19 protein-coding genes and 1 tRNA gene are annotated in these 26457 nt (G+C 73.3%); 8 read left to right on the top strand and 12 right to left on the bottom strand.

The window, feature by feature from the left end:
* Positions 1-32: 32 nt before the first annotated feature.
* From ACIRYZ_RS00775 to ACIRYZ_RS00755, 5 genes are all read right to left on the bottom strand, one after another.
* Positions 33-1490, bottom strand: coding sequence for a peptidoglycan D,D-transpeptidase FtsI family protein (locus ACIRYZ_RS00775; protein ID WP_402937780.1), 1458 nt, complete (start codon positions 1488-1490; stop codon positions 33-35).
* Positions 1487-2905, bottom strand: coding sequence for an FtsW/RodA/SpoVE family cell cycle protein (locus ACIRYZ_RS00770; protein ID WP_402938494.1), 1419 nt, complete (start codon positions 2903-2905; stop codon positions 1487-1489). The genes ACIRYZ_RS00775 and ACIRYZ_RS00770 overlap by 4 nt, the downstream gene beginning before the upstream one ends.
* A 121-nt stretch (positions 2906-3026) precedes the next feature.
* Positions 3027-4667, bottom strand: coding sequence for a PP2C family protein-serine/threonine phosphatase (locus tag ACIRYZ_RS00765; protein ID WP_402937777.1), 1641 nt, complete (start codon positions 4665-4667; stop codon positions 3027-3029).
* 53 nt (positions 4668-4720) lie between these two features.
* On the bottom strand, positions 4721-5269 hold the full coding sequence (locus ACIRYZ_RS00760; RefSeq protein ID WP_402937775.1) for an FHA domain-containing protein: 549 nt from the start codon (positions 5267-5269) through the stop codon (positions 4721-4723).
* Positions 5270-5315: 46 nt separating this feature from the next.
* Positions 5316-6173, bottom strand: coding sequence for an FhaA domain-containing protein (locus ACIRYZ_RS00755; protein WP_402937773.1), 858 nt, complete (start codon positions 6171-6173; stop codon positions 5316-5318).
* 432 nt (positions 6174-6605) lie between these two features.
* Here ACIRYZ_RS00755 and ACIRYZ_RS00750 point away from each other — a divergent pair.
* A tRNA-Leu gene (locus ACIRYZ_RS00750) sits at positions 6606-6689 on the top strand.
* Between the two features lie 116 nt (positions 6690-6805).
* On the opposite strand, the gene ACIRYZ_RS00745 is transcribed toward ACIRYZ_RS00750, so the two are convergent.
* Together ACIRYZ_RS00745 and ACIRYZ_RS00740 are read right to left on the bottom strand one after the other, a co-directional pair.
* Entirely contained in the window at positions 6806-7954 is a 1149-nt protein-coding gene (locus tag ACIRYZ_RS00745) for a sensor histidine kinase (protein ID WP_402937770.1), read from the bottom strand.
* Positions 7951-8601, bottom strand: coding sequence for a response regulator (locus tag ACIRYZ_RS00740; protein ID WP_380346706.1), 651 nt, complete (start codon positions 8599-8601; stop codon positions 7951-7953). The genes ACIRYZ_RS00745 and ACIRYZ_RS00740 overlap by 4 nt, the downstream gene beginning before the upstream one ends.
* Positions 8602-9001: 400 nt before the next feature.
* Between ACIRYZ_RS00740 and ACIRYZ_RS00735 the strand changes: the two genes are divergently transcribed.
* Complete coding sequence (locus ACIRYZ_RS00735; protein WP_402938491.1) at positions 9002-10771, top strand: phosphatidylglycerol lysyltransferase domain-containing protein; 1770 nt, start codon at positions 9002-9004, stop codon at positions 10769-10771.
* Between the two features lie 244 nt (positions 10772-11015).
* Complete coding sequence (locus ACIRYZ_RS00730) at positions 11016-11777, top strand: hypothetical protein (protein ID WP_402937767.1); 762 nt, start codon at positions 11016-11018, stop codon at positions 11775-11777.
* A gap of 70 nt (positions 11778-11847) precedes the next feature.
* Here the strand turns inward: ACIRYZ_RS00730 and ACIRYZ_RS00725 are convergent, their stop codons facing one another.
* The gene (locus ACIRYZ_RS00725) at positions 11848-14613 is read right to left on the bottom strand and encodes a SpoIIE family protein phosphatase (protein WP_402937765.1); all 2766 of its coding nucleotides are present in this window, start codon (positions 14611-14613) and stop codon (positions 11848-11850) included.
* A 279-nt stretch (positions 14614-14892) separates the two neighbouring features.
* On the opposite strand from ACIRYZ_RS00725, the gene ACIRYZ_RS00720 reads away from it, so the two are divergent.
* The 5 genes from ACIRYZ_RS00720 to ACIRYZ_RS00700 all read left to right on the top strand — a co-directional run bounded on the left by ACIRYZ_RS00720 (position 14893) and on the right by ACIRYZ_RS00700 (position 21106).
* Entirely contained in the window at positions 14893-16107 is a 1215-nt protein-coding gene (locus tag ACIRYZ_RS00720; protein ID WP_402937763.1) for a rhodanese-like domain-containing protein, read from the top strand.
* An 82-nt stretch (positions 16108-16189) separates the two neighbouring features.
* Positions 16190-16873 (top strand): DUF5819 family protein, encoded by a 684-nt coding sequence (locus ACIRYZ_RS00715; RefSeq protein ID WP_402937760.1) that lies wholly within the window; start codon positions 16190-16192, stop codon positions 16871-16873.
* Entirely contained in the window at positions 16870-18213 is a 1344-nt protein-coding gene (locus ACIRYZ_RS00710) for an HTTM domain-containing protein (protein WP_402937757.1), read from the top strand. Before ACIRYZ_RS00715 ends, ACIRYZ_RS00710 begins: the two co-directional genes overlap by 4 nt.
* A 9-nt stretch (positions 18214-18222) precedes the next feature.
* Positions 18223-20334 (top strand): FUSC family protein, encoded by a 2112-nt coding sequence (locus ACIRYZ_RS00705; protein ID WP_402937754.1) that lies wholly within the window; start codon positions 18223-18225, stop codon positions 20332-20334.
* Between the two features lie 22 nt (positions 20335-20356).
* A complete protein-coding gene (locus tag ACIRYZ_RS00700; protein WP_393023958.1) occupies positions 20357-21106 on the top strand; it encodes a TrmH family RNA methyltransferase in 750 nt (249 codons plus the stop codon).
* Between the two features lie 170 nt (positions 21107-21276).
* Here the strand turns inward: ACIRYZ_RS00700 and ACIRYZ_RS00695 are convergent, their stop codons facing one another.
* The 4 genes from ACIRYZ_RS00695 to ACIRYZ_RS00680 form a co-directional block, all read right to left on the bottom strand.
* On the bottom strand, positions 21277-22188 hold the full coding sequence (locus tag ACIRYZ_RS00695; protein ID WP_402937751.1) for a pyridoxamine 5'-phosphate oxidase family protein: 912 nt from the start codon (positions 22186-22188) through the stop codon (positions 21277-21279).
* 71 nt (positions 22189-22259) lie between these two features.
* Positions 22260-22730, bottom strand: coding sequence for a VOC family protein (locus ACIRYZ_RS00690; protein WP_393023766.1), 471 nt, complete (start codon positions 22728-22730; stop codon positions 22260-22262).
* A 203-nt stretch (positions 22731-22933) separates the two neighbouring features.
* Positions 22934-23962: an XRE family transcriptional regulator gene (locus ACIRYZ_RS00685; RefSeq protein ID WP_402937748.1), complete on the bottom strand. Its 1029-nt coding sequence runs from the start codon at positions 23960-23962 to the stop codon at positions 22934-22936.
* Between the two features lie 310 nt (positions 23963-24272).
* On the bottom strand, positions 24273-26441 hold the full coding sequence (locus ACIRYZ_RS00680) for a protease pro-enzyme activation domain-containing protein (RefSeq protein ID WP_402937745.1): 2169 nt from the start codon (positions 26439-26441) through the stop codon (positions 24273-24275).
* Positions 26442-26457: the final 16 nt, after the last annotated feature.

The following is a 26457-nucleotide window of genomic DNA, read 5'->3' as shown; positions in this document are numbered from 1 at the left end:
TGACATTCGCCTCACCGTCGGCCGCGCTCCCCTCACTTGCCGAGCACGGCCTGCATCACCGCCTTGGCGATCGGGGCCGCGAGGCGGCCGCCGCTGATGCCGTCGCGGTTGTTGGAGCCGTCCTCGACCACGACCGCGACGGCGACCGACTGGCCGTCCGGGGCCTTGGCCCAGGAGGTGAACCAGGCGAACGGCAGCCCGGCGTTGTCCTCACCGTGCTGCGCGGTGCCGGTCTTGCCGCCGACCTGCAGGCCGGGGATCTTGGCGTTGGTGCCGGTGCCGTTCTCGACCACCGAGACCATCAGGTCCTGCATCTTCTGCGCGGTGGCCGGGCTCATCGCCTGGGAGAACTGCTTCTCGGTGTGCTTGGAGATGGTGGTCAGCGAGGCCGAGCGCTCCTGGTCGACCAGGTACGGCTGCATCAGGCTGCCGTTGTTGGCGATCGCGGCGGAGACCATGGCCATCTGCAGCGGGGTGGCCCGGGTGTCGTGCTGGCCTATCGAGTCCTGGGCGGTGCCGTCCAGGCTGGGGCTGTCCGGGAAGATGCTCTTCTCGGAGCGGATCGGGGTGTCCACCGTGCTGTTGAAGCCGAACTTCTCGGCCTGCGCCCGCATCTTGTCCTTGCCGAGGTCCGCGCCCATCTTGGCGTAGACCGTGTTGCAGGACTGGTCCATCCCGGACTTGAGCGTGGCGTTCTCGCAGCGCTCGTTGGGGCTCTCGTTCTTCAGCACGGTCTGGGTGCCGGGCAGGACGTACGGGTCCGGGGTCTGCGTGGTGTCGTTGATGTTCTGGTACAGGCCGTTCTCGAACGCCGCGGTCGCGGTGACCAGCTTGAAGGTCGAGCCGGGCGGATAGGTCTCCCGCAGCGCCCGGTTGAGCATCGGCTTGTTCGGGTCCGCGTTGAGGTCCTGCCAGGACTTGGTGTCGCCGCTGTCGCCGCCGGCGAAGGTGCTCGGGTCGTACGAAGGGGTGGAGACCAGGGCCAGGATCGCGCCGGTCTTCGGGTCGAGCGCGACCACCGCGCCCTTCTTGTCGCCGAGGCCGTCGAAGGCGGCCTTCTGGACCTTGGCGTTGATGGTCGTGACGACGTCGCCGCCGCGCTTCTGCTCGCCGGTCATCATGTCCAGCGTGTTGCGGAAGAACAGCCGGTCGTCGCTGCCGGAGAGGATGCCGTCCTCCAGGTTCTCCAGCTGGCTGGAGCCGTAGGCCTGCGAGGAGTAGCCGGTCACCGGCGCGTACATCGGGCCGTCGACCCAGGAGCGCTTGTACTTGTAGCGCAGGCCGTTCACGAAGTCGGACTTCGTCACCGGCTGGCCGCTGACGATGATGTTGCCGCGCGGGTGGGCGTAGCGGTCGTACAGCTGGCGCTTGTTGTTCTTGTTGGACGCCAGGGACTCGGCCTGGACTCCCTGGACCCAGTTGGTGCGCGCCATCAGGGCCAGGATCAGCACGAGGCAGAAGATCGAGACCCGGCGGATCGGTTTGTTCATCGGACGGGTCCTCCCTGGCCCTCGGTGGCCGGGGCCGGTTCGACCCCGGGTCGGCGGGCGCTGTCGCTGATCTTCAGCAGGATCGCGACCAGCGCCCAGTTGGCGACCACGGACGAACCGCCCTGGGCGAGGAACGGCATGGTCATACCGGTCAGCGGGATCAGCCCGGTGACCCCGCCGGCCACGACGAAGACCTGCAGCGCCGTCGCCGAGGCGAGACCGACGGCGAACAGCTTGCCGAACGGGTCGCGGGCGGCGAGGGCGGTGCGCAGGCCGCGCTGCACCAGCAGGGCGTACAGCAGGAAGATCGCCATCAGGCCGGTGAGCCCGAGCTCCTCGCCGAAGGAGCCCAGGATGAAGTCGCTCTTCGCGGCGAAGTTGATCAGCCAGGAGCGGCCCTGGCCCAGGCCCGAGCCGGTCACCCCGCCGGAGCCGAGCGCCATCAGCGACTGGCCGATCTGCTCGGTCGAGCCCTTGGGCGGGTTCGCGGAGAACGCGGCCATCGGGTCGAGCCAGGCGTCGATGCGGACCTTCACGTGGCTGGTGGTCGTGGCGACCGCGACCGCGCCGCCGATCGACATCAGCAGGCCGAACAGGATCCAGCTGGTCCGCTCGGTGGCGACGTAGAGCATCACCACGAACAGGCCGAAGAACAGGAAGGACGTGCCGAGGTCGTTCTCGAAGATCAGGATCAGCAGGCTGAGCAGCCAGATCACGACGATCGGGCCGAGGTCGCGGCCGCGCGGCAGGTACAGGCCCATGAAGCGGCGGCTGGCCAGTGCCAGGGCGTCCCGCTTGACCATCAGGTAGCCGGCGAAGAACACGGTCAGGATGATCTTGGCGAACTCGCCGGGCTGGATGGAGAAGCTGCCCATCCGGATCCAGATCTTGGCGCCGAAGTCCTCCGCCCGGGCCGGGAAGAAGGCCGGCGCGGCGAGCAGGACCAGCGCCACCACCATCGAGATGTAGGTGTAGCGCTGGAGCACCCGGTGGTCCTTCAGCAGGACCATCACGCCGATGAACAGCGCGACCCCGAGCGCGGACCAGACCAGCTGGTTCCTCGCCGCCGGGAAGTTGCCGCTGAGCAGTTTGCCCGCCTTGTCCAGCCGCCAGATCATCACCACGCCCAGCCCGTTCAGCAGGGTGGCGATCGGCAGCATCAGCGGGTCCGCGTACGGCGCGAAGCGGCGCACCAGCAGGTGCGCGACCAGCGCCAGCGAGCCCATCCCGAGGCCGTAGCCGAGCATGCCGGCCGGTAGCCGGGAGTCCATCGCCAGCCCCACGTTGGCATACGCCAGGATCGGCAGCAGGACCGCGAAGACCAGCAGCGTGAGCTCGGTGTTGCGCCGGTTCGGCGCGCCCTGGAGCGAGATGGTGGTGTTGCCCCGGCGCCGGGGCACGGCTCGCTGGGCCACCGCCCGGCGCCGACGGCCGGCGCGGCCGGTCTCGCCGCTCAGGTTGTAGCTGCTCACGTGGTGACCGCTCCCTGACGGCCGGCAAGCCCGCTCCGGGCGGACCTATGTCGGGTCACGGACGTCACTGCTTCGGGCAGGACTCGGCCCGGCTGCGGTCATCGTCGCTCAGCTGGGGCTGCTGGGCCTGCTCGCTCGGGGCGGCGGCCACCGGCGGGGTGGCGTTCTGCGTCGGGGCGGAGGTGCTCGGCGCGGTCGGGGTCGGCGTGGCGGTCGGAGCCGCCGCGGCCGGGCGCGGGGTCTTCTCCTTCTCGCCCGGGACGGGGACGGCGGCCACGAACGAGGCCTTGCTGGCCTGGGTCGGTGCGGCGCCCTGCGGGGCCGCTCCGGTGGTGGCGCCGGCGACCTTCTGGCACAGCTGGGCCCAGTTCACGAGGTCGGTCATCGTCTTCTCGGCGTCCTTCAGACTGCCGACCGAGATGGTCCTGTTCACCTGGGCGCGCTGGTCCTGCGGCAGCCACTTCAGCGGGGCGTCGTTGTGCGACTCGTGCACCGAGGACAGGCTCAGACCGGCCAGGTTCTGGTTGACGCCCTGGTAGATGGCGACGTGGTCGCCGTCCTCGCCGATGTAGTACTGGTCCTGGGTCCACTGGTAGCCGAAGTACCCGGCGCCGCCGAGCAGGCCGAGGGTGACCAGGACGGCCAGCGAGACGGTCAGGCCCCGGCGCTTGCGCTTGGGGGGCTGCTCCTCGTCGAAGTCCTCGGTGCCGTACACCGAGGGCTCGGCGGAGGAGTGGCCGTACCCGGCCTCGCCCTCGTAGCCCTCGGGGGGGCCGAAGCCGCCCTGCGCGGCGCCGTAGCCGTCCTCGTAGCCCTCGGCCGGGCCGAAGGCGCCCTGCGGGCCGCGACCCAGGCCGGCGGCGCGGCCGGCCGGGGTGTCCGCGATCGAGCGGTCGGCGGCGGCCGAGGACGGCGGGGTGTCGGCGACCGCGCCGACCACCACCGGGACGTCGTTGAACTGGCCGCTCATGGTGTCCGTGGCGCCGACGTCGATGACGTCCGCCACGATGCAGGTGATGTTGTCCGGACCGCCGCCGCGCAGCGCGAGCTGGATCAGCTCCTGCACGGTCTGCTCGGGCGAGTAGAAGCTGCCCAGGGTGTCCTGGAGGGTCTGGTGGCTGACCGGGCCGGAGAGGCCGTCGGAGCAGATCAGGTAGCGGTCGCCGGCCCGGACCTCGCGGATCGACAGGTCGGGCTCGACCTGGCCGCGGCCGTCGAGGGCCCGCATCAGCAGCGAGCGCTGCGGGTGGGTCTCGGCCTCCTCGGGCGTGATCCGGCCCTCGTCGACCAGGCGCTGCACCCAGGTGTGGTCCTGGGTGATCTGCACCAGCGAGCCGTCGCGCAGCAGGTAGGCGCGGGAGTCGCCGACGTGCACCAGGCCCATCCGCTGGCCGGTCCACAGCATGGCGGTCAGGGTGCAACCCATGCCCTCCAGCTGCGGGTCCTCCTCGACCATCTGCCGGAGCCGGTCGTTGGCGCCCTGGACGGCGTTGCCCAGCAGGGTCAGCAGGTCGGCACCCGGCACGTCCTCGTCCAGCCGGACGATCGAGCCGAGCACCTCGGAGGACGCGACCTCGCCGGCCGCGGCGCCGCCCATGCCGTCGGCCACGGCCAGCAGCCGCGGCCCGGCGTAGCCGGAGTCCTCGTTCCCCTCCCGGATCAGTCCCTTGTGGGAGCCGGCGGCGAAGCGCAGCACCAGGGTCATGCGACCTGTGCCCCCCTCTGGGTCTTGGACGGGATGCTTGCCCTCATGCGCTACTACTTCCGCAGTTCGATGACGGTCCTGCCGATACGGATCGGCATGCCCGGCTGGAGCGGGGTGGGCGCGGTCAGGCGCTGCCGGTCCAGATAGGTGCCGTTGGTGGAGCCTAGATCCTCGACCGTCCACTGCCCAGTCTGATCCGGATAGATCCTGGCATGCCGGGAGGACGCGTAGTCGTCGTCCAGCACGATGGTGGAGTCGTGCGCGCGGCCCAGCGTGATGGTCTGGCCCTGCAGCGCCACGGTGGTTCCGGCCAGCGAGCCCTGCACCACGACGAGCTGGGTCGGGGCGCCGCGACGGCGGCCGCCGCCCTGGGTCTGGCCCGCGGCGGAGCCGGTGGACCCGCCGACGGCGGGCGTCGGACGTCCGGCGGCCGCGGTGGTCGCGGTACCGCCCGATGCGGCGTTGCCGCCGCGGCGGGAGGGGCGGGGGTTCACCTTGGTGCCGAACAGGTCGCTGCGGATCACCTGGATCGCGACGATGACGAACAGCCACAGTACGGCGAGGAAACCCAGCCGCATGACCGTCAGGGTCAGTTCTGACATGGCCGTCCCGCCAGTCGGTGAGCGAGGCGCGCGAACAACTCGGACACTACCCTTCGACCTGCCGGTAGACGATGGTGGTGGAGCCCACGACGATTCGGGAGCCGTCGCGGAGCGTAGCGCGCTGGGTGTGCTGCCCGTCCACCACGATGCCGTTGGTGGACCCCAGGTCGAGCACCATCGAGGGGGTGCCGGGGCGGATCTCGGCGTGCTTGCGGGAGACCCCGGGGTCGTCGATCCGCACGTCCGCCTCGGTCGAGCGGCCGAGTACGCAGGCCGCGCCGGAGATCTGGTGGCGGGCGCCGTTCACCTCGATCCAGCGGCGCACCGAGGCGCCGTGGCCGGAGCCGGGGAAGGCGCGGACGTTGCCGCCGGCGGGCGGGGCCGAGGGCATCGCGGGGGGTGCGGTCGGCGGCGGGGGCGCGCTGTACTGCCCGGCACCGCCCTGTTGCCACGGCGCGCCGGGGGCGGGGGCGGCCGGCTGGCGGTCGTAGCCGGGCTGCTGCGGCGGCGGGGAGTACTGCTGGGGCTCCTCGGCCGCCAGGGTGCGGCTGCGCACCCGGTACAGGCCGGTGTCCAGGTCGTCGGCCTTCTCCAGGTTCACCTGGAGCGGGCCCATGAAGCTGTACCGCTGGGCCTCGGCGTACTCGCGGACCATCCCGGCCAGTTCGGTGCCGAGCTGGCCGGAGTAGGGGCTGAGCCGCTCGAAGTCGTGCGGGCTGAGCTCGACGATGAAGTCGTTCGGCACGACGGTGCGGTCGCGGTTCCAGATGCTCGCGTTGTTGTCGCACTCGCGCTGCAGAGCGCCGGCGATCTCCACGGGCTGGACCTCGGACTTGAACACCTTGGCGAAGGTGCCGTTGACGAGACCCTCCAGTCGCTGTTCGAACTTCTTCAGCATCCCCATGGGGCACCCCCTTCCAGGGTTCGTTCGCCTGCCTGCCGACCAGCCCTCTCCGAGGAGCGGTCCTCCGAGGAGTCGGTCGTGCCTACTTGCGGTACTTCCGTACTGATCGTATCCACGCCGGGCCCTTCCGTACGGTTCCCGGACCGCGTGGTGCCCGGGGGTGGGCTCGGACACACAGGGTGACGCATGCCGGGTCCCGCACGCCAGGTGTGCCGGTCGGAGCCGCCTCCCTCCTTCGCTCGCCCGTTCGTCGTTCGCCCGTTCGGGCCCGGTCGGTCCCCCCGGATACGGATTCGGAGCTGCCCCCCAGGTCGTGCTACTGTTTTCCACGTCGGAAGGGCCGCCCGGAAGGGAAGCCGGACCGAGGAAGCGCGAAGACCACATGGTACCGAGCGGTTCTGAGGGAAGGTCGGCAAAGAAGACAACACCCATGCGCGGGTGGCGGAATAGGCAGACGCGCTGGATTCAGGTTCCAGTGCCCGAAAGGGCGTGGGGGTTCAACTCCCCCCTCGCGCACAGCGAAGCCCCGCAGATCTTCGGATCTGCGGGGCTTTCTCGTTCTCCCGGCTCGTTCCCCGGGGTCCGTGCTCACGGACCCCGGTCGGGCGCGGTCCGTGAGCGGGGTGGTCGGCTCAGGAGTGGGTGGCGGGGAGCTCGGCACGGACCTCGAAGCCGCCGTCCTGGGTGGGGCCGGCCGTGAGCGTGCCGCCCAGCAGCTGGGCGCGCTCGCGCAGGCCCACCAGCCCGTGGCCGCCGCCCGGCAGGGTCTCGGCCGGGCGGACCGGCGGCGCCTCGTTGCGGACCTCCACCCGCAGCCGGCGGCCCTTCGCCCGGACCTTCACGTGCACCACCGCCTCCGGGGCGTACTTGGTGATGTTGGTGAGCGCCTCCTGGACGGTCCGGTAGGCGGCCCGCTCGACCGCCTCCGGCCACGGGCGGTCACCGGGGTTGAGCTCGGCGTCGGCGGTCAGGCCGCTCTCCTCGATCAGCCGGGGCAGGTCGGCCAGCCGGGGCTGCGGGGCGAGCGGGGCGGCCGGGAACGGGGCGCCGGTGCCGCGCAGCACCCCGACCATCTGGCGCAGCTCGTCCAGGGTCCGTACGGACAGTTCGCGGATGGTGCGGGCGACGGTCGCGGCGGCCGGGTCGGCGGTGCTCACCTGGAGCGCGCCGGCCTGGATGCTGATCAGGCTGACCTGGTGCGAGACCACGTCGTGCATCTCCCGGGCCAGTCGGCCGCGCTCGCTCATCAGCACCCGCTCGGCGAGCAGCCGGCTCTCCCGCTCCTGGCCGCGGGTCAGCTCCTCCAGACGGGCGGCCAGCTCTCGCCGGGTTCGGGAGAGCAGACCGGTGGCGGCCGGGCCGGCGGCCAGCATCACGGCCTGGATGGCGTCCAGGGCGGTGTTCCGGCTGAGGTCGATGACCGGGGTCGGCAGCGGCCAGTGGAAGAAGGAGACCAGGGTGAACAGGGCCGCGCAGGGGAACAGCACCTTGGTGCTGGGACGCCCGGTGGCCACCGTGTAGACGGCGGTGATCGGGGCCAGCCAGATCGCCTCCACCCAGGTACCGGGCATGGTGAGCAGGAACACCGCCACCGGGAAGCGGCGGCGCCAGAACAGCGCGACGGCGGCCAGCGTGGAGAGCGCCAGTTGCCACCAGGTGGCGTCCCGGGCCACCAGCGCGGCGTCCAGCAGGGAGTACAGGACGGGCAGCAGGAGCATCAGCCAGGGCGCGGTGCACCAGGCCGGCAGCCGGCGGGACGGCAGCTGGTCGACGGTCGTCATGCCCCGTCGCCGGGCTTGGGTCGCACCAGGCCGGCCCGGTGGGCGACCACGGCGGCCTGCACCCGGTTGGCGGCGCCGAGCTTGCCGAGGATCGCACTGATGTGGTCCTTGACCGTCCCGGTGCCGAGGAAGAGCCGGTCGGCGATCTCGGCGTTGGACAGGCCCTCGCCGAGCAGGGCGAGCACGTCGAGCTCCCGGCCGGTGAGGGTGCGGGCCAGCGCGGTGGCCTCGGCGTCCGGGCCGCCGCCGTCGACGTAGCCGCCGATCACGGTGCGGGTGACGGTCGGGGAGAGGATGTTGCCGCCGGCCGCGAGCACCCGGACGGCGTGCACCAGCTGTTCGGGTGCGGTGTCCTTGAGCAGGAAGCCGGCTGCGCCGGCCCGCAGCGCGGTGCCGATGTACTCGTCGGTGTCGAAGGTGGTGAGCATCGCCACGGCGGGCGGGTCGGGCAGGGCGCGCAGGCGGCGCAGCACGGAGATGCCGTCGAGGTCCGGCATCCGGATGTCGAGCAGCACCACGTGCGGGCGCAGGCGCTGGACGTGTTCCTCGGCCTGCCCACCGGAGCAGTCGCCGACCACCTCCAGGTCTGGGGCGGAGCCGACGATCAGGCCCAGGCCGGAGCGGACCAGGATCTCGTCGTCGACGATCAGCACGCGGGTCGTGGTGATGGTGCCTCCTCGGTTCGGGCGGCCGGGTTCGGGCGGTCCGCGGGGATCGCTTTTGAGGGTAGGGGTAGCGACGGCGGGGCGCCGAACGCATGGGGGGTGTCGACCCCCGCCGTTCGGCGGGGGTGGGAATCCGCTACCCGGTTCACGTAATTCTCAGGAATGGTGGGGAACCATGGAGTTGGCTGCCTTTCCGGCCCGCCGCTCCCTGCGGGCAGCCGGTGGGCGGGGGGTGGCCGGTCAGTCCGCCGGGCCCGTGCGGGCGCCCGGCGCCGGGCCGTGTGCGGATGCGCCCCACCATCTGATCGTTTGGAATTGAGCTGTGTCGTCCACTGTGAAGCCGGAGCCGTCCGCCACGTCGACCGGGCCCCGGCCCGCCGGGCTGCTCGACCGCTGGCGTCCGAGGGCCGCCGTGGCCTCCGTCTGGTACCTGCGGCTGCTGGCACTGCTGAACGTGGCCACGGTGCTGCTGGTGCCCTGGGGGAACCAGGTCTCCGAGCACAACGAGGGTGAGTACTTCACCCCGTACCTGATGACCTCGGGCCTGGCCGCCGCGGTGCTGTCGGTCTTCCTCGCCGTCGCGATGCGGCGCCGCAAGCGGGCCGCGTGGATCTTCAACGCGGCGCTCGGCAGTGTGTTCGCGCTGCTGTACCTGGCGTTCATGGTGGTGCCCGGCGGGCGGTTCAACAAGCACCCGCTCAACTACATGTCCATCATCCTGACCTGCCTGTTCGTGCTGGCGCTGCTGATCGGGCGCAAGGAGTTCACGTCCAAGGGCGACCGCTCCAACCCGAAGACCGCGGCGGCCACCTTCGTCGGCGGGCTGGTGTTCGGCGGCAGCGTCGGCGCGCTGCTGGTCTGGCTGACCAACGAGCTGAACGGCGCCGGCTGGTGGGACCTCTTCCGCTACTCGGTCGGCCGGATGATCACCATCACCCCGTCCGAGCACCTGCGCTCGGTGATCGCCGCGCCGACCTGGGTGAACGCCGCGATCAACGCGATGGGCGCGGTGCTGTTCCTGCTGGTGCTGTACGTGGCCTTCCGCAGCCCGCGCGGGAAGGAGCTGCTCAACCCCGAGGACGAGGCGAAGCTGCGCGGCCTGCTGGACAAGCAGGGCGAGCGCGACTCGCTGGGCTACTTCGCGCTGCGCCGGGACAAGGCGGTGGTCTTCTCCCCCAGCGGCAAGGCGGCGGTGACCTACCGGGTGGTCGGCGGGGTCTCGCTCGCCTCGGGCGACCCGATCGGCGACCCGGAGGCCTGGCCGGGCGCGATCGACGCCTGGCTGGCCGAGGCCCGTGAGCACGCCTGGGCGCCGGCCGTGATGGGTGCCTCCGAGGAGGCCGGTGTGATCTACGCCCGGCACGGGCTGGACGCGCTGGAGCTGGGCGACGAGGCGATCGTCGAGCTGGACGAGTTCTCGCTGGACGGCCGCGCGATGCGGGTGGTCCGGCAGGCCTACAACCGGGTCAAGCGGGCCGGGTACACGGTGCGGATCCGCCGCCACGAGGACATCTCCGAGGAGGAGATGGCGCAGCTGGTGGCCAAGGCCGACGAGTGGCGCGACGGTGCGACCGAGCGGGGCTTCTCGATGGCGCTGGGCCGGCTCGGGGACCCGGGCGACGGCCGCTGCGTGATGCTGGAGTGCCATGACGGGGACGGCGAGCTCGCGGCGCTGCTGAGCTTCGTCCCGTGGGGCCCGGACGGGCTCTCGCTGGACCTGATGCGCCGGGCCCGGGACACCGAGAACGGCCTGATGGAGTTCATGGTGATCGAGCTGCTGCAGCGCGCCGACGAGGTGGGGCTGAAGCGGGTCTCGCTGAACTTCGCGATGTTCCGGTCGGTGTTCGAGCGCGGTTCGCGGCTGGGTGCCGGCCCGGTGCTGCGGCTGTGGCGTGCCGTCCTGGGGTTCTTCTCGCGCTGGTGGCAGATCGAGTCGCTGTACCGCGCGAACGCCAAGTACCGGCCGATCTGGGAGCCGCGATACCTGCTGTTCGAGAAGAGCAGTGAGATTCCGCGGATCGGCCTGGCGAGCGCGCGGGCCGAGGGGTTCATCGTCGCGCCGAGCCTGCCCGCGCTGTTCCGTCGCCGACACTCCCGGGCCGCCGTGGTGGCCCCCCGGGTGCCGGTGGCCGCGCGGGACGGGGAGGGATAACCCTCCGTCGGGGGCGGAGGGGGGCCTGCCCGGTCGGACGGGGGGTGGGGTGGAGGGCCCGATCGGTCCGATGGGGGATCCGGTGGGGGGATTGTTCTCCCCCCTGAGGATGACCTGAATCCCCATCCATGCCGATGTGGATTTGTTAACTGGCTTCTAATGTTGGGGTGGCTGAGAAGTTCGGGGATTCAGGAGAAACGTTGTGATTCACAGGACCCACGCGGGGGGCGTGCGAAAGGGGCCGGTGGCGCTAGCCAGAACGGCCGCTGTCGCCGAGTGGGGAGCGTTGTACGTCACGGTCCGGGACGCGGTGGTGCGAAAGAGGTTCGCCGCGTTCCCGCTGGCCACGGCGGCGACGTTTCTGATCCTGCTGTTCAGTATCGTCCAGCACCTGCCGGGCGGCGAGCGGTTCGTCAACCACATCGGAGTGGTGCGGGCCGCGCTGCCGCTGGAGGTCTCGCTGGTGCGGACCCCGCTGTCGTTGTACGTGCCGGCCCTGGACCTGCCGGTCTGGGGGGCGCTGGCCCAGGTGTTCGTGGTCTTCGCGATCGCCGAGATCGCGCTCGGTCGGCGGATGACGCTGGTGGTCGCCTACGCCTGCACCCTGACGGGCACGCTGTTCGCCCGGATCGGGGTGGCCATCGGGCCGGGCCACCTGTTCGGCTTCCCGAAGTGGGTCGCCTACGTGCGGGACACCGGGCCGTCGGCCGCGGTGGTGGCGCTGGCGATCTGCATCGCGTTCCGCTGCCGGGCCTGGCTCACGGCCGCCCTGGTGGTGACCCTGATGGTCGGCGAGGCGATTGTGCTGCCGAACCTGGCCGGTCTGGAGCACGTGGTCGCGGTGGTCACCGCGCTGCTGATCGCCGTCTCGGTCGAGGTCTTCGGGGACTTCTGGCCGCGGGTGCTGGCCGGGGTCGGCGCCGCCACCTCGGTGGCCGCGGTCGCCTCCCGGGAGGTCGCGGTGGAGGCCGGGCGGCACCGTTCGGCGGGGGCCGCCATCCCCTGACGGTCGTTTCATCGGTCGTGACGGCCGCGTACGCCGACCCACTGGTTCGCAGTGTGTCCGTACGCGGCCGTCACGCGTGCGGGAGGGGGAGTTCGAACCAGACGACCTTCCCCACCGCCTTGCGGGCGGTGCCCCAGCGTTCGGCGAGCTTGGTGACCAGGGTGAGGCCGCGGCCGGTCTCGCCGAGCTGCTCGGCGGGTTCCAGCGAGGGCAGGTTGTGGTTGTCGTCGCTGACCTCGACCAGCAGCTTGTCCACCCGGATCAGCTGCAGCTGGACGGTGTCCCGGGCGACCCGGACGGCGTTCGTGACCAGCTCGCTGACCAGCAGCTCGGTGGTGTCGCTGAGCGCCTCCAGGTGCCAGGCGGCCAGCTGCTCGCGGACGAGCGAGCGGGCCCGGCGGACCTCGCGGTGGTCCACGGTGAGGTCCCAGGTGGCCACCTCGGACGGGGCGACCCCGTCGAAGCGGGCCACCAGCAGGGCGACGTCGTCCTTGCGGTCGTCCGTGTGCAGTCGGCGCAGCACCTCGTCGCAGGCCTGCTCGGGGCTCTGCTGCGGGTCGATCAGGTTGCCGCACAGCGCGGCCAGGCCGGCTCCTATGTCCCCGCCCCGCACCTCGACCAGGCCGTCGGTGCACAGCACCAGCATCGAGCCGTCCGAGACGTCGATGGTCTTGGCGACGAACGGCACCCCGCCGACGCCGATCGGCGCGCCGGCCGGGATCTCCAGCAGCTCGCCGGTGCCGTCCGGGTGCACCAGGACGGGCGGGACGTGCCCGGCGCTGGCCAGCTCGCAGGTGCGGTTGATCGGGTCGTAGACCGCGTACAGGCAGGTCGCCAGGTGGTCGTCGCCCAGCTTGTGGGCCAGGTTGTCCAGGTGGCGCAGCAGCTGGCCGGGCGGCAGGTCCAGGGCGGCGAGGGTCTGCATCGCGGTGCGGAAGCGGCCCATCGCGGCGGCGGAGTGGATGCCGTGGCCCATTACGTCGCCGACCACCAGGGCGACCCGGCTGCCGGGCAGCTGGATCGCGTCGAACCAGTCGCCGCCGACCTCGGCCTTGGGATCGCCCGGCAGGTAGCGGTGGGCGATCTGCACGCCGGGGATCTGCGGCGGGCGGGTCGGGATCATGGAGCGCTGCAGGGTGGTGGCGACCCGCGCCTCGGCGCGGTGCAGCCGGGCGTTGTCCAGCGACAGCGCGGCCCGTACCGCCAGCTCCTTGAGGGTGGCGGCGTCGCTCTCGTCGAAGGGGGCGCGGTCGGGCAGCCGGAGCAGCTTGAGGATGCCCAGCACGGTGCCCCGGGCGGACAGCGGCACCACCAGCATCGAGCGGCCGGAGACCACCGGGGCCAGCCGGGCGCCGCCGAGCGCGATCGCGTAGTCGACCGCGACGTCGTCGCTGATTACCGGGACCAGCACCGGCTGGTTCAGCTGCAGGGCCATCCCGGGTGGGGTCCGGCGGGGCATGCTGACCAGCGAGCCCTCGGAGAGCACGTGGTCCCAGGCGCCGCCGGTCTCGTTGAAGACCAGGGCGACCCGGCGCAGCATGGTGTCGTCGTCCGGCCTGGCGACCGGCAGCTCGGAGTCCGAGATCAGCCCGTCCACCAGGTCCACGCACGCGAAGTCGGCGACCCGGGGGACCAGCACCTGGCACAGCTCGCGCGCGGTGAAGCCGAGGTCCAGGGTGGTGCCGACCTTGCCACCGACCTCGTTCAGCAGGGCCAGCTGCTCGCCGGCTTGCCCGTTGGTGAGGAACGGGCCCAGCCGTCCGCCCGGCGGGCCCTCGGGGCAGGCGGGGGCGGGGACGGTTCCGGACGGGGCCTGGTCGGCGCGGCGGGACGGGAGGCCCTTGGCGGACGACTCGACGGCGGCCTGCTGCTCGATGGTGGCTCCTCCTCCGATGGGTGGGGGGACCTCCCGGCCGGAGGCGGGGGGAGGGACGGACGGGACGCCCGCGGGGCCGCCGCCGACCGCGGCGGGGAGCTGGGCCGGTTCGCGCTGGACGGCCTCGCGCTGGGCGGTCTCGCGTTGGACGGGCAGCGGGCCGGGCGGCCGGCGGCCGGGCGCGGACTGTTCGGGCTGCGGCGGGGAGCCGACCCGGGCGGCGCGCTGCTGGGGCGTCGGGTAGCGGCGGCCGAGGCCTACGGCGGCGTGCGCGGCGCCGGACTGTGGATCGGAGGGCAGCACCGGCAGCACGGTGGCCGCGTCCAGCCGCAGGGCGGGCAGCCCGCCGTGGGCCACTGCCGCCAGCAGCGGCGCCCGCTGGGCGGCGGGCAGCAGCCGGGACAGCGGCTCGGGCAGCCCGTCGACGGCGGGGGTGAGCGTCGCGGTCAGCCCGTGGAAGCCGCCCCGGGCGGCGGGGGCGGCGGAGAACGGCAGCAGCCGCTCGCCGAGCGCGAGCCGCGGCCCGGTGGTGCGCAGCGGGCGGGCGTCGGCGGCCAGCGCGAGCAGCCCGCCGGACGGGCCGGACAGCGGGTAGGCCCACCAGAGCACGTCGCGCTGGTGTTCCTCGCGGTCGTGCACGGTCAGCCGGCCGGCCCAGGGCCTGCCGCCGGAGGTCAGCTCGGCCAGGGTGTCGAGGGCGTCGCAGCGGCGGCGTACCGCGCAGCGGCCGAGCATCCGGTCCTCCAGGGCGGGCAGCAGGCCGGAGGCGGGGCGGTCGGTGGCAGCCTCGGCGCGGTGCCCGAACAGCTCCTCGGCGGCCCGGCTCCACTGGGCAATCCGTCCCGTCCGGTCGACCAGGACGAGGGCGAGCCGAACGAGGGCGGCCACCCCGCCCGGGTGGTCGCCCGGCGCGGTTTCGGCGCCCGCCGAACGCGGTGTGGAGTTGGACTCGGCCACCATGGATTCGGTCTGCTCCCGCCTAGCCGCCACGCCTGGAGGCGGCCGTCTCTCCGGAGGAAGGCACGCTGTGCGGATACCAGCGAAGCATGGACCGGGCCGGGCCCGACACCGAAACGGGGAGATTCATCAGGATCGGTTGCGTGTCACGTGCCGCGCGCCGGTTCGTACCCCCGCTTCACCCGGACGGGGCTTGCCCGCGCGGCGGTAGGGTGGCAGGCCGGGCCGCCCCCCGCGGCGGCTCCGCAGGACCCTGCCGGCCGGACGAGACAGAGGCGAGAAGTGAGCGCGCAGAGCCCCGTTCGCTGGACGGACCCGGAGCAGCAGGAGCTGGAGGAGCGGGTGGCCGCGGCCGAACTCGCCTGGCTCAGCATGGACGTGGACGTGCAGACGCTGCGGGTCGAGATCGACAACTTCGCCCTGATCCACCACCAGCTGCTCGGCCCGCTCTACGCCCGGCTGGACGAGCTGGACGCACTCGTCGCCGAGGCCGTCGCGGCCCGCACCGGACGGCCCGAGGACATCCGGCTGGCCGCCGAGGCGCGGCAGCGGGTCGAGGAGCTGCCGGACCTGGACGCGCTGTTCGACTCGGTGCGGGAGAAGTCCGGCGAGGAGCAGGCCGAGGCCGCCCCGACGCCCGCCGCGCCTCCCCGGGTGAAGCCGGGCAAGCAGGCCCAGCGGGTCTACCGCGACCTGGTCCGCCGGGCCCACCCCGACCTGAGCACCGACCCGGCCGAGCAGCAGCGCCGGGCAGCTTTCCTGGTCCGGGTCAACGAGGCCTACGCGTACGGGGACGCCGCCGCGCTGGAGGGCCTGGCCGCCGAGTGGTCCACCGCGCCGGAGGCCGCCCCCGCCCTCGACTCCCCCGACCGGCTGGGCTGGCTGCGCCGACGGCTGGACTGGCTGACCGCCAAGATCGCCGAGACCGCCACCGAGCAGGTCCGGCTGGAGCAGACCCCGATGGGCCAGCTGCTCGCCCTCGCCCCGCAGGACCCGGACCGGCTGCTGGAGCAGCTCGCCGAGGAGCTGCTCGCCAAGGCCGCCGCGCAGCAGGCCGAGCTGGAACGGCTGTTCGGTGCCCACTCGGCGGTGCCGGTGGGCGAGAATGGCACCGACCCGACCTTCCCCCAGCCTCCGGCCGGGCGGTACCCCCACCAGGAGAGCCACACGATGTTCGCGCAGATCCCCACCACCGACGCCACCTCCGTCCCGGCCGACGCCGCCCTGCTGGACGTGCGCGAGCAGGACGAGTGGGACGCCGGCCACGTGGACGGCGCGCTGCACATCCCGATCGGCGAGGTGATCGCCCGGATCGGCGAGCTGCCCGACGCGAAGCTGTACGTGCTCTGCCGGGTCGGCGGCCGCTCCGCGCAGGTCGTCCAGTACCTGGTCCAGCAGGGCCGGGACGCGGTGAACGTGGACGGCGGGATGTACGCCTGGGAGGGCGCGGGCCGTCCGATGGTCAGCAGCACCGGCCAGGCGGCCTTCGTCCTGTAGCTCCCGTTCGGGGGTTGGGGCAGGATGGGCGCGCGACGCGCCGGTACGGGGCCGGCGGAGCGCCGGTCGGGCGGGGGAGGCCATGACGGAGACCACGGACCGGCCTGCCTCCCGGGGGCACCTCCCGGCCGAAGGGCCGGGGAGGGTCTGGTCGAAGCCCGCGCAGCTCGTCCTCGGCCTGGCCGGGGCGGTGCTGGTGGGCGGCACCGGGCTGTTCCTGAGCGCGGTGTTCCTGCACGTGGCACCCTCCAACGCGCTGTCCCGGCAGTACCAGGACCAGGTCGACGGCGTGGTGTACCCCGAGTTCGAGCAGAACTGGAAGCTGTTCGCCCCCAACCCGCTGCAGCAGAACATCAGCGTGGACGCCCGGGTGCGCACCGTCGCCGACGGCGGAACCACCCGCACCCGTGACTGGACCGGGCTGACCGCGCAGGACCTCGCCGCGATCCGGGGCAACCCCGCGCCCAGCCACGCCGACCAGAACCTGTTGCGCCGCGCCTGGGACTTCTACGACGGCTCGCACGACCAGGACGAGAAGCAGACCAACCCGCGCGGCCGGCTCGCCGAGCAGTACCTCAAGCGGATCGCGCTGCAGCGGATCGGGCGGGAGGTGGACGGCGAGCGGGTCCTGGAGATCGAGTTCCGGGTGACCTCGGCCACCGTCCCGCCGCCGTCCTGGAGCGGTGAGGCCGCGCCGCCCGCGCCCAAGGTGCGGGAGCTGCCGTGGTGGCCGGTCGGGGACGAGGACTACCGGGGGCTCGGGTGAACGAGGTGTCGGCGCAGGCTCCGCAGCCGGTGGGGGCCGTGGAGCCGCAGTCGGTGGAGGCCGTGGAGCCGCCACCGTCGGACCGCGTCCCGCGGCAGGGCGGGCAGCCGCCCGCACCGGTGGCGGTGCCGCGCGGGCCGGTGGCGGTGCTCGGACGGGCGATGGAGGCCTTCACCGGGCGGGTGCTCGGACGGCACCAGGCCGCGGTGGTGCGGATCGGTTTCGGGCTGGTCTGGCTCGTCTACCTGCTGCGCGAGTGGCCCAACCGGCGGGTGCTGTACGGCGACCGCTCGCCCTGGTCGATGGAGCTCGCCCAGCGGCTGCTGGCCGACACCGGGGCGTTCACCGTGCTGCCCTGGTTCGGCGGGCGGCTCTGGTTCGAGCTGGTCTACCACCTGGCCGTGCTGGCCGCCCTGGCGGTGCTGCTGGGCTGGCGGACCCGGGCGGGCACGGTGCTGTTCCTGGTCACCGTGCTGTCGCTGCAGAACCGCAGCGTCCTGCTCGGCGACGGCGGGGACAACGTCGCCCACCTGATGGCGGTCTACCTGGTCTTCACCCGCTGCGCCGAGGTCTGGTCGCTGGACGCCCGGCGGGCCCGGGCCGGTCGGGCCGGTCGGTCCTGGTGGTCCGAGTGGTCCGGGGTGGGACTCTGGGCGCTGCTCGGCGCGGTACTGGCGGCCTGTCAGCTCGGCGACTTCTCCGGCGACAGCCTGACCTGGACCGGCCCGACCTTCCCGTACCTGGGCTGGTCGCCGCTGTTCTGGGGGCTCTGGGCGGTGGCCGGGATCTGGTGGGTGCTCGGACGGCTGCGGCCGGACGGCGAGCCGCGGGCGGTGCTCGACGCGCTGGCGAACATGGTGCACAACTGCGCGCTGCTGGTGATCGCCGCCGAGGTGGTGCTGATCTACGCGACGGCCGGCTGGTACAAGGTGCAGGGCTCGCGCTGGCAGGACGGCACCGCGCTGTACTACCCGCTGCACCTGGACTACTTCAGCCCCTGGCCGGGGCTGTCGGCGCTGGTCGGCTCGGCGCTGCTGCCGGTGTTCCTGATCTCGTACGGCACGGTGATCCTGCAGGTCGCCTTCCCGTTCACGCTGGTCAACCGGCGGGTCAAGAACGTGCTGCTGGCGGTGATGATGGTCGAGCACGTGGGGATCGCGGTGGTGCTCGGGCTGCCGGTGTTCTCGCTCGCGATGGTCGCGGCGGACGCGGTGTTCCTGCCGACCGGCGCCCTGCTCTGGGTGGCGGCGCGGCTCGGGCGGATCGGAGCGGGTAGGTCCCCCGGGTCCATCAGGGGCAACGGCTCCACCCGGCGCAAGGACGGGGGGCCCGCCGCCTAGGATGTCGTTATGTCCTGGTTCGCTGCCCTTCGTGACACCGCGCGGACCGGACTCACCCTGGACCGGGCGCTCACCGACCCCAAGCGGGCCGCCCGTGGGGCGGTCGCCGTGGCGCTGGTGCTGTTCCCGACCCTGGCACTCGGCGGGGTCCGGCTCGCCACCTCGGCCGCGATGGGGGCGTTCATCGCCGGCTCGGCCACCTTCCAGCGCAGCTTCCGGCCCCGGGCCAGCCTCGCCGTCGCGGCCGGGTTCGGGCTCGGCGTCAGCACCTTCCTCGGCTACCTGGCCGCCGGGGTCACCGGACTGTTCCCGGTGCTGCTCGCGGTGTGGGCCTTCGGCGCAGGGCTCGCCTGGGCGATCGGGCCGACCGCCGGGGTGGTCGCGGCCAACACCCTCTCGGTGATGCTGATCGTCGTCCAGCTGCCGGTCAGCGCGTTCACCGCGCTCGGCCACGGACTGGTCGCCGCGCTCGGCGGGATCGTCCAGGCCGTCGTCATCACCCTGTGGCCGATCGGGAGTTGGACCGCCCAGCGGGGCGCCCTCGCCGACACCTACGCGGAACTCGCCGACTACGCGCGCCGGTTGCGGCAGGACCCGGCCGCGCAGGTGGACCCGGCGCCGTTCATGACCGCCCGGTACGCCGCCGCCCTGACCCCCTGGCAGGACCGCCACCGGCCACCCGAAATGCGCGGCCTGCGCGGCCTCGCCGAACGCATCCGGCCCACCCTCGCCGCGCTCGCCGACCCCAAGGTGGGCGCTCCAGGGGAAGGACCGGAGCGCGACCGGGCCCGTGAGGTGCTGGCGGCCTCCGCCGAGGTGATGGACGCCCTCGCCCGGGCGATCCGCACCGGCGACCCGGTCCGGCTCCCCCGCTCGGCGCCCACCCTCACCCTCGTCCGGCCCGACGAGGGGGTCCGGCTGCGGGGCGCGGCCCGGCGCTCCGCCCGACGGCTCGGCGGACTGCTGCGCAAGGCCGCGGACACGCTGGACCGCAGCGACGAGGACACCATCACCACCCCCGTGGTCGGGGCCGGCGGGGCGCTGCACAAGCCGCCCATCGTCCGGATGCTGCCGGTCGCGGCGCGGGCCGTACGGCGGCAGCTGCAGCCGCGCTCGGCGATCTTCCAGCACGCCGTACGGCTGGCCGCGGTCGTCACCGTCGCCTACCTGCTGGCCCGGCTGGCCGGGTTCCACCACGGGTACTGGGCGCCGATGACCGCCGCGATGGTGATGCGGCCGGACTTCGCCCAGACGTACAGCCGGGGCGTCGCCCGGCTGGCCGGGACGGTCGTCGGGGTCGCCGCCTCCACGCTGGTGGTGCAGCTCGCCCACCCCGGGGAATGGGTGCTGGCCGCGCTCGCGGTGCTGTGCATCGGCGGGGCGTACCTCGCGTTCCGGACCGGGTACGCGCTGACCACGGTCGGGATCTCCTCGTACGTGGTGTTCCTGCTCGGGCTGCAGGCGGGTGACCCGTTGGCGACGGCCTTCGAACGGGTCGGGCTGACCCTGCTCGGCGGGTCGGTCGCGTTGCTGACGTACGCGCTGTTCCCCACCTGGCAGACCGCGCGGCTCGGGGAGCGGCTCGCCGAATGGCTGGCGGCGGCCGGGCGGTACGCGGCGGCGGTGGTCGCCTGTTACGAGCAGCCGGCGGCGCCCCGGGGGCGGGTGGTGCGGTCGGCGCTGCTGGACTCGCGGGAGGCGCGCTCCGAGCTGATCCAGGCCATGCAGCGGGCCGACGCCGAACCGGGGCGGCACGAGTCCGGGCTGCCCGGGGTGAGCCGGCGACAGATCGACCGGGCCCGGGCGGCGGTCGGACACCTCGGGCGGGCGGCGGTGCTGCTGGAGGCGCACCTGCCGGCCGCCGACGCGGATCCGGTGCCGGGGGTGGCGGAGTACGCGGAGGAGCTGCAGCTGGCGACGGCGCTGGCGGCGGGGGCGCTGCTGACGGGGCGACCGGTGGAGTTCGGGGCCGTGCGGGAGGCGCAGGCGCGGTTGGAGGAGCGGCTGGCGGAGGTGCCGGCGGGCGTGCAGCGGGATGTGGTGCGGGCGGGGACGCGGCTGCTGGGGGTGGCTCTGCGGGATCTGGAGCGGGCTCTGCGGGGGAGTTCGGAGGCGCGGTAGGCGGGGTGGGAGCATGAGCGGCATGGACGAGGAGCTGGTGCGGGCGTGGCGGACGGCCGAGGGGGAGCCGGGGGCGGTGCTGTTGGACGGGTTCCACGCGCTGAAGCACGCGCTGCGCTTCGGTGGTGACGTCCGCCGGGTGCTGACGGCCGACCGGTCGGCGCTGCTGGCGCTCGCCGCCGAGCTGGCCGAGGACGTCGTCCCGGCGTTGGACGGGCTCGCGGTGGAGCTGCCGGAGGCCCGGCTGCGGACGCTGGCGCCCCGGCTGCACCCGACCGGGGTGATCGCGCTGGCCGTCCGGCCGACCGTCGAGGCCAACCGGGCGGTGCTGGCGCACCGGCCGCGCAGGGCTCCGGTGGTGCTGCTGGAGAACCCGCGCAACCTGGGCAACGTCGGGGCGGTGATCCGGCTGGCGGCCGGGTTCGGCGCCACCGGGGTGGTGACCACCGGTGATCTGGACCCCTGGCACCCGACCGTGCTGCGCGGCAGCGCCGGGCTGCACTTCGCGACCGCCGTCGAGCGGCTGAGCCTGCCGGAGCTGCCCGCCGGGCCCCTGTACGTGCTGGATCCGGAGGGCGCGGACATCCGGGACCTGCCGTTCCCGGACGACGCGCTGCTCGCCTTCGGCACCGAGCGGCACGGCGTCTCGGCGGAGCTCAAGGCCCGCGCCGACCGGCTGGTGGCGGTGCCGATGCAGCCGGGGGTGTCCAGCTTCAACCTGGCGACCAGCGTCGCGATGGGCCTGTTCCACTGGCAGTCCGGCAGGCGCTGAGGAAGGGGCGCCAGGAGGACGGCCCGCGCCAGGTGTCCGGGCCTTTCCCGGTCCGAGCCTGACGGCGGGACGGGAGCGGCCTCCCCGGGTCGCATCCGCGTGTCATCGGGACCGAAGTCCCGAAGCGGGCGGGGCGGAGCAGGTGGCGCCGGTACGGACCCGACGGCGGCTCAGCGCGGGTTGGCGGGCGAGTACTCGGGACCGGTCCAGGTCAGCGGGGTGGCGTCGGCGAGTTCCAGCACGCCGGTGACGGTCAGTTCGACCATTCGCTCGGCGCCCGGGGCGGACTCCCGGGCCTGCTCGGACCAGTCGGCTCGGGCCTCGCCGGTGACCAGCAGCGCCCCGCCGGTCTCCCAGTCGGGCAGCAGCAGGCCGGCCCGAGGGTCCAGCTCCAGGTTGCCGAGCGTCATGAACATGCTGTTTCCCCGGTACTCCGGCCAGCGCACCCGGTCCGGCCCGACCGCCTCCAGGAAGCCGGGGAAGCCGCCGCGGTGCGAGGCGTCCACGCTGCCGTCCGGGCCGGCGGTGGCGACGAAGAAGGTGTCCGCGGTGGCCACGGCCAGCTGCTGCGCCGTGGACAGCACCGGGCCGGCGGCGACCGCACGGGGCGCGCCCGCGCCCGGGCGGTCCAGCGGGGTGCGGCGCTGGATGTACTTCGGGCAGTTGGAGACCACCTCCTCGGCGTGGACCGTCAGCCCGCCCCGGCCGTCCGGCGCCGAGCGGCCGTTGAGCCGCATCCGGCGGCGGCCGGCCGGGTCCAGGGCGATGGTGCCGACCCGGGCCGGGCGGGCCAGCGCCTCGGCCAGCGGGTCGGCCCCGGCCGGGCGGGCGGCGACCGTCATCGTCCGCTCGTCCGCGGTCTGCAGGAAGCCGGCCGGGCCGGCCAGCTGGGTGGCCCAGATCCGGCCGTCGGGGTCGGCGGCGCCGACCACCAGCATCCGCCGTTCGGTGAGGAAGCGGGCGGCGACCGCCGGGACGGTGCTGCGGATCGACCGGCCGGCGTGGTCGGCCCGTTCGGTCAGGCCGGCCCGGGCCTGGGCGGCCCGCTCGCCGGCGTGGTACGGCGTGCTGACGGTCGTCATGGCGTGCTCCCCTCGGCTCGGTGGCGGGCTCCCCCGTGGCCCACCGGTGGCGGTCCGCGCTCGGTGTCGGCTTAGAAGAAGCCGCAGGTCGGGGCGTCGGTGGTGGGTGCCTCGGCGTCGGTCCCGTCCACCCCGGTGCGGGTGTAGACCTCCAGCCGGATGCCGTCCGGGTCGGAGAAGAAGATGCCGCCGGAGGCCGAGCCCTCGCCGTGCGGGACGACGCCGTCGTAGGCGAACTCGGCGCCCAGCTCGCGCAGCAGCTGCTCGGTGGCGCGGACCTCGTCGAGGCTCTCCACCTCGAAGGAGAGGTGGTGCAGGCCGGGGGTCGCGGTGGAGAAGGCGCCGGTGCTCTGCTGCCAGAGGGTGACCACCAGGCGGCCGTCGCGGCCGAGCAGGGCGTAGCGGCGCTCGGGGTCGGTGCCCTCGTGGGCGAGCTGGAGGCCGAGGACAGCGCGGTAGAAGTCGATCGAGCGGGTCAGGTCGGTGACGTTCAGGCCCACGTGGCCGGTCTGCAGGGTGCGGAGCAGGGTGGTGCTGGACATGCCTGGTCACTCCTGTGGCTGGGGCGGTCCGGCGAGGCTCCTACCTAACCGGTACTCATGAGACTATGGGTTAGATGATGGGGCGTCAACCAGTTCTCCGGGGGGAGGGGGTTAGGTTCTCCGGGGCGGGAACGCCACAGCCCCGCCGGACCTGACGGTCCGACGGGGCTGTGTGGCTGTGAGGCTTGGGGGCGGGAGGGCGGCTACGCCCACTCCCAGCGGATGCCGATGTGGCCCGGCTGCTGGTCCGGGGCCAGCACGTGGGCGCTCGCCGAGGCGCCGATCCACAGCTGCTCGCGCCGGTGGTCGACGTCGGCCCCCGGCTCGCGGTCGTAGCGCTCGCAGTGCACCGGGACGGTCGCCGGGTCGAAGTGCACCTGGAGCACGTACTCGCGCACCTGGGTGGCGAAGCGGCGGCTGTACTCCATGGTCGGGCCGCCCGGCGGGATCTCCACCTCGTACTCGAAGACCGTGCTGTCGCCGAGCCCGAGCGGGCGGTCCAGCATCAGCTCGGCGACGGTCAGCCCGACCTCCGGGCGGCGGCGGACCCGGCCCAGCCGGCCGTGCCGCACCGAGGTGATCTCCGGGCAGCCGGTGGCCTCCTCGTCGGCCTTGTGCACGACCAGGCAGCGGCCGACGCCGCCGACCGTGGCGCGCACCACCTGGCGCATCCGGAGCAGGTTGGCGCGCCGCTCGGCGTCCACGTAGTACGAGTCGTGGATGCTGAGCCGCTCCAGCTCGCCGGCCGGCGGGGCGTCCAGCTCGGCGAAGATCGCGGCGATCTCCTGCTCGCCCGGCCAGACGTCCTCCAGCCCGAGGTGGCTGATGCTGGCGGCGGCGGCCCAGCGGCCGCGCGGGCGCGGCGGGCCGAGCAGCGAGGAGAGCGAGCTGTGCGGCAGGCCGAGCAGCTCCTCCAGCAGGTGGACGGCGCGCAGCGAGCTGGCCCGCTCGGGCTGGCTGCGCCCGCGGCGCCAGTAACTCAGGGTTGTCACACTGACCCTGACGCCGCGCCCGGCGAGCGCCGCGCGGATCCGGTCCAGGCTGAGGCCGCTGGCCTCGATGGCCAGGTGCAGGGCGTCCGCGAAGCCGCCGGCCGGGGTGGGGCGTCCGGCGGACGGCACGGGGGCCGTGGCCGGGGCCGCAGGCGTGGGCGGGTCGGGACGCTCCGTACGCTCCGTACGCGATCCGACCAGCCGTAGCCGCGCGGCGTCCTGAGGCTGCTGTGCGGCCATGCGGTGACCCTCCCCACCAGGTGAGTTCGGTGGCACCGGGCCGGCGCCGGGGCGCGCCGTCAGCGGCTTCACCGAGCTTTGGGGAACCCTATGCACGGTCGAGAGGCTACGTCATCAGTCGCGCGTATGACAGTGGTCACGACAGGTCGACCAGATGGTTATCGATCTTGAAACAGTCCGGAAACACGACCGGAACCCGGGAGGGCGGAAGGCGCGAACCGGGACGGAAACGGACACCGCCGGAGCGGGCCCTGTCGGCGCCGCCCCGGCGGGGGTCTCGGTGGTGCTCGGTGGAGCTACCGGCCGGTGATCACTTGACGTTCAGCGCGACGTCGTCGATCACGAAGCTGGTCTGGTTGGAGCCGTCCTCGGTGCCGGTGAACTTGAGGGTCACGGTCCGGCCGGCGAAGGAGGTCAGGTCCAGGGTCTGCTGCACGTAGCCGGAGGCCGCGTTCACGTTGGACCAGGTCTTCAGCGTGGTGTTGTTGGCCTGCAGGGTCAGCGTGTCGTACGCGGTGCTGCCGGTCTCCGCGGTGTCGATGTGCAGCCAGAAGGTGAGGGTCGCGGAGGCGCAGCCGGTCGGGACCGTGACGGTCTGCGACAGGGTGTCGGTGTGGGTGCTGCCGTAGCCGTCCAGCCAGGCCTTCCAGCTGCCCGAGTGGGCCGGCTGCGAGGTGCTGTTGTCGATGACGCCCGAGGAGGTGGTCCACGGGGCGGCGGTGCCGGTCTCGAAGCCGCCGTTGCCGATCAGCTGGGCGGCGGTGCAGCCGCCGGTGGGCGGCGGGGTGGTGCCGCTGCTGCCGCCGAGCAGGGCGGTGGTCAGGGCGTCGGCGACCGGGGAGCCCCAGCCGGTGACCTGGTCGTAGCCGGTGCCGGCGGAGAAGTCCTGGTTGGCGCCGGTGGTCACGTCGTGGAACGTGCTGCCGTAGTTGCTGCTGTTGGCGACCGAGTACAGGCGGGGGCTGGCCTCGCCGAGGACCGACTGGCCGGCGGCCTTGGCCTTCTGGTTGAACTGGGCCGCGTAGCCGGACCACAGCGGCGCGGCCGCGCTGGTGCCGCCGTAGACCTGCCAGGCGCCGGCCGTGTAGATCGAGAAGCCGCTCTGCGGGTCGGCGTTGGAGGCGACGTCCGGCACGGTGCGCATGGTGCCGTTGACGCCGGTGCCGGTCTGCCAGCTCGGCTTGCTGAACACGGTGGAGACGCCGCCGCCGGCGGTGCTCCAGGCGCTCTCCGAGGAGTAGGCGTTGCTGCTGGTGACCTTGAGGTTGGTGCCGCCGACACCGGTCTGGTGCGGGCTGGACGCCGGGAAGTCGACGGCCTTGACGGTCGAGCCGCTGGTGGAGCGGGTGCAGTCGCGCGAGCCGTCGTCGCCGGAGGCGGAGAAGATCGAGATGCCCTGGGCGGCGGCCTGCTTGAAGGCGTTGTCGACCGCGGTCATCGAGGCGGCGGTGGTGTCCGGCTCGCAGGAGCCCCAGGAGATCGAGATGACCGAGGCCTTGTTGTCGGCCACGATCTTGTTGGCCATGTCGATCTCGCCCTGGTCGTTGTTGGGGGCCTCGTAGATCAACTGGGTGGCCTTGGGGGCCGCGCCGCGGACGATCTCGCTGTCCAGCTCGACCTCGCCCTGGCCCTGACCGGGCGCGGAGTCGTAGTTGGCGCCGTCCACCGAGACGGTGGAGACGGCCGGGCCGGTCAGGCCGAACTGCGAGTCGTAGGTGGTCAGGTCCGAGGACGTGTAGCCGTCGAACTCCCAGAGGGCGACCGTGGTGCCGGTGCCGTCGGCGCCGGTCTTGTTCAGGTTGTAGGCGCCGGTGTACTGGGCCGGGCTCATGCCGCTCGGGGTGGCGGTGGCGGCGCTCGGGGTGACCGCGTTGGGCTTGGCCAGGTGGGTCTTGCGCACCGCGTGGTTGTCCAGGCCGCTCACGCCCTGGACCACGGAGGCCAGGTCGGCGGGGATGGAGGCGGCGTCGTCGTTGGCGAAGAACGCGCGCTGCAGCTGCGGGTCGACGTAGGAGCTCTCGTGGGTGCCGAAGGCCTGCGAGATCTGCGCGGCGGTGCCGTGGGCGTTGACCACCTGGCGGTTGGCGCTGACGTCGCCGACGGTCAGGCCCTGAGCGGTCAGGTAGGCCTTGACCTTCTCGACGTCCTGCTGGGCCGGGCCGAACTGGGCGGAGAACTGCTCGGGCGTCAGGTACTTGCCGAACTGCGGCGAGCCGGGCGTGGTGACCGCGGTGAGGAAGCGGTCCAGGGCGTCGGCGTTGCGCAGCTTCAGATTGACGGCCACCGAGATCTGCTGCTCGGCCGGGACGTCGCCCTTCTTCTCCGAGTGGGCCACCGCGGGGTTCACGGTGTTCGGCAGGGCGACGCGCGGGGTGGCGTGGGGGGCGGTGGCGGCCTGCGCGGTGGAGACGCCGAGCGAGACGGCGGTCAGCGGCAGGACGGCTATCGCCGCGGCAAGGGCAAGGGTGCGGGGGCGCAACGGATCCTCCTCTGGC

Origin of the sequence: Kitasatospora sp. NPDC101155, from assembly GCF_044768305.1 — a bacterium.
Classification (GTDB): Bacteria; Actinomycetota; Actinomycetes; order Streptomycetales; family Streptomycetaceae; genus Kitasatospora.
This window is presented reverse-complemented; position numbering and strand designations above follow the sequence as displayed.

Excerpts from the sequence above, each read along its gene's own strand:
- ACIRYZ_RS00775 (WP_402937780.1), bottom strand. The coding sequence starts at position 1,490 with ATGAACAAACCGATCCGCCGGGTCTCGATCTTCTGCCTCGTGCTGATC.
- ACIRYZ_RS00765 (WP_402937777.1), bottom strand. The coding sequence starts at position 4,667 with ATGACCCTGGTGCTGCGCTTCGCCGCCGGCTCCCACAAGGGACTGATC.
- ACIRYZ_RS00760 (WP_402937775.1), bottom strand. The coding sequence starts at position 5,269 with ATGTCAGAACTGACCCTGACGGTCATGCGGCTGGGTTTCCTCGCCGTA.
- ACIRYZ_RS00755 (WP_402937773.1), bottom strand. The coding sequence starts at position 6,173 with ATGGGGATGCTGAAGAAGTTCGAACAGCGACTGGAGGGTCTCGTCAAC.
- ACIRYZ_RS00745 (WP_402937770.1), bottom strand. The coding sequence starts at position 7,954 with ATGACGACCGTCGACCAGCTGCCGTCCCGCCGGCTGCCGGCCTGGTGC.
- ACIRYZ_RS00725 (WP_402937765.1), bottom strand. The coding sequence starts at position 14,613 with ATGGTGGCCGAGTCCAACTCCACACCGCGTTCGGCGGGCGCCGAAACC.
- ACIRYZ_RS00715 (WP_402937760.1), top strand. The coding sequence starts at position 16,190 with ATGACGGAGACCACGGACCGGCCTGCCTCCCGGGGGCACCTCCCGGCC.
- ACIRYZ_RS00705 (WP_402937754.1), top strand. The coding sequence starts at position 18,223 with ATGTCCTGGTTCGCTGCCCTTCGTGACACCGCGCGGACCGGACTCACC.
- ACIRYZ_RS00700 (WP_393023958.1), top strand. The coding sequence starts at position 20,357 with ATGGACGAGGAGCTGGTGCGGGCGTGGCGGACGGCCGAGGGGGAGCCG.
- ACIRYZ_RS00695 (WP_402937751.1), bottom strand. The coding sequence starts at position 22,188 with ATGACGACCGTCAGCACGCCGTACCACGCCGGCGAGCGGGCCGCCCAG.
- ACIRYZ_RS00690 (WP_393023766.1), bottom strand. The coding sequence starts at position 22,730 with ATGTCCAGCACCACCCTGCTCCGCACCCTGCAGACCGGCCACGTGGGC.
- ACIRYZ_RS00685 (WP_402937748.1), bottom strand. The coding sequence starts at position 23,962 with ATGGCCGCACAGCAGCCTCAGGACGCCGCGCGGCTACGGCTGGTCGGA.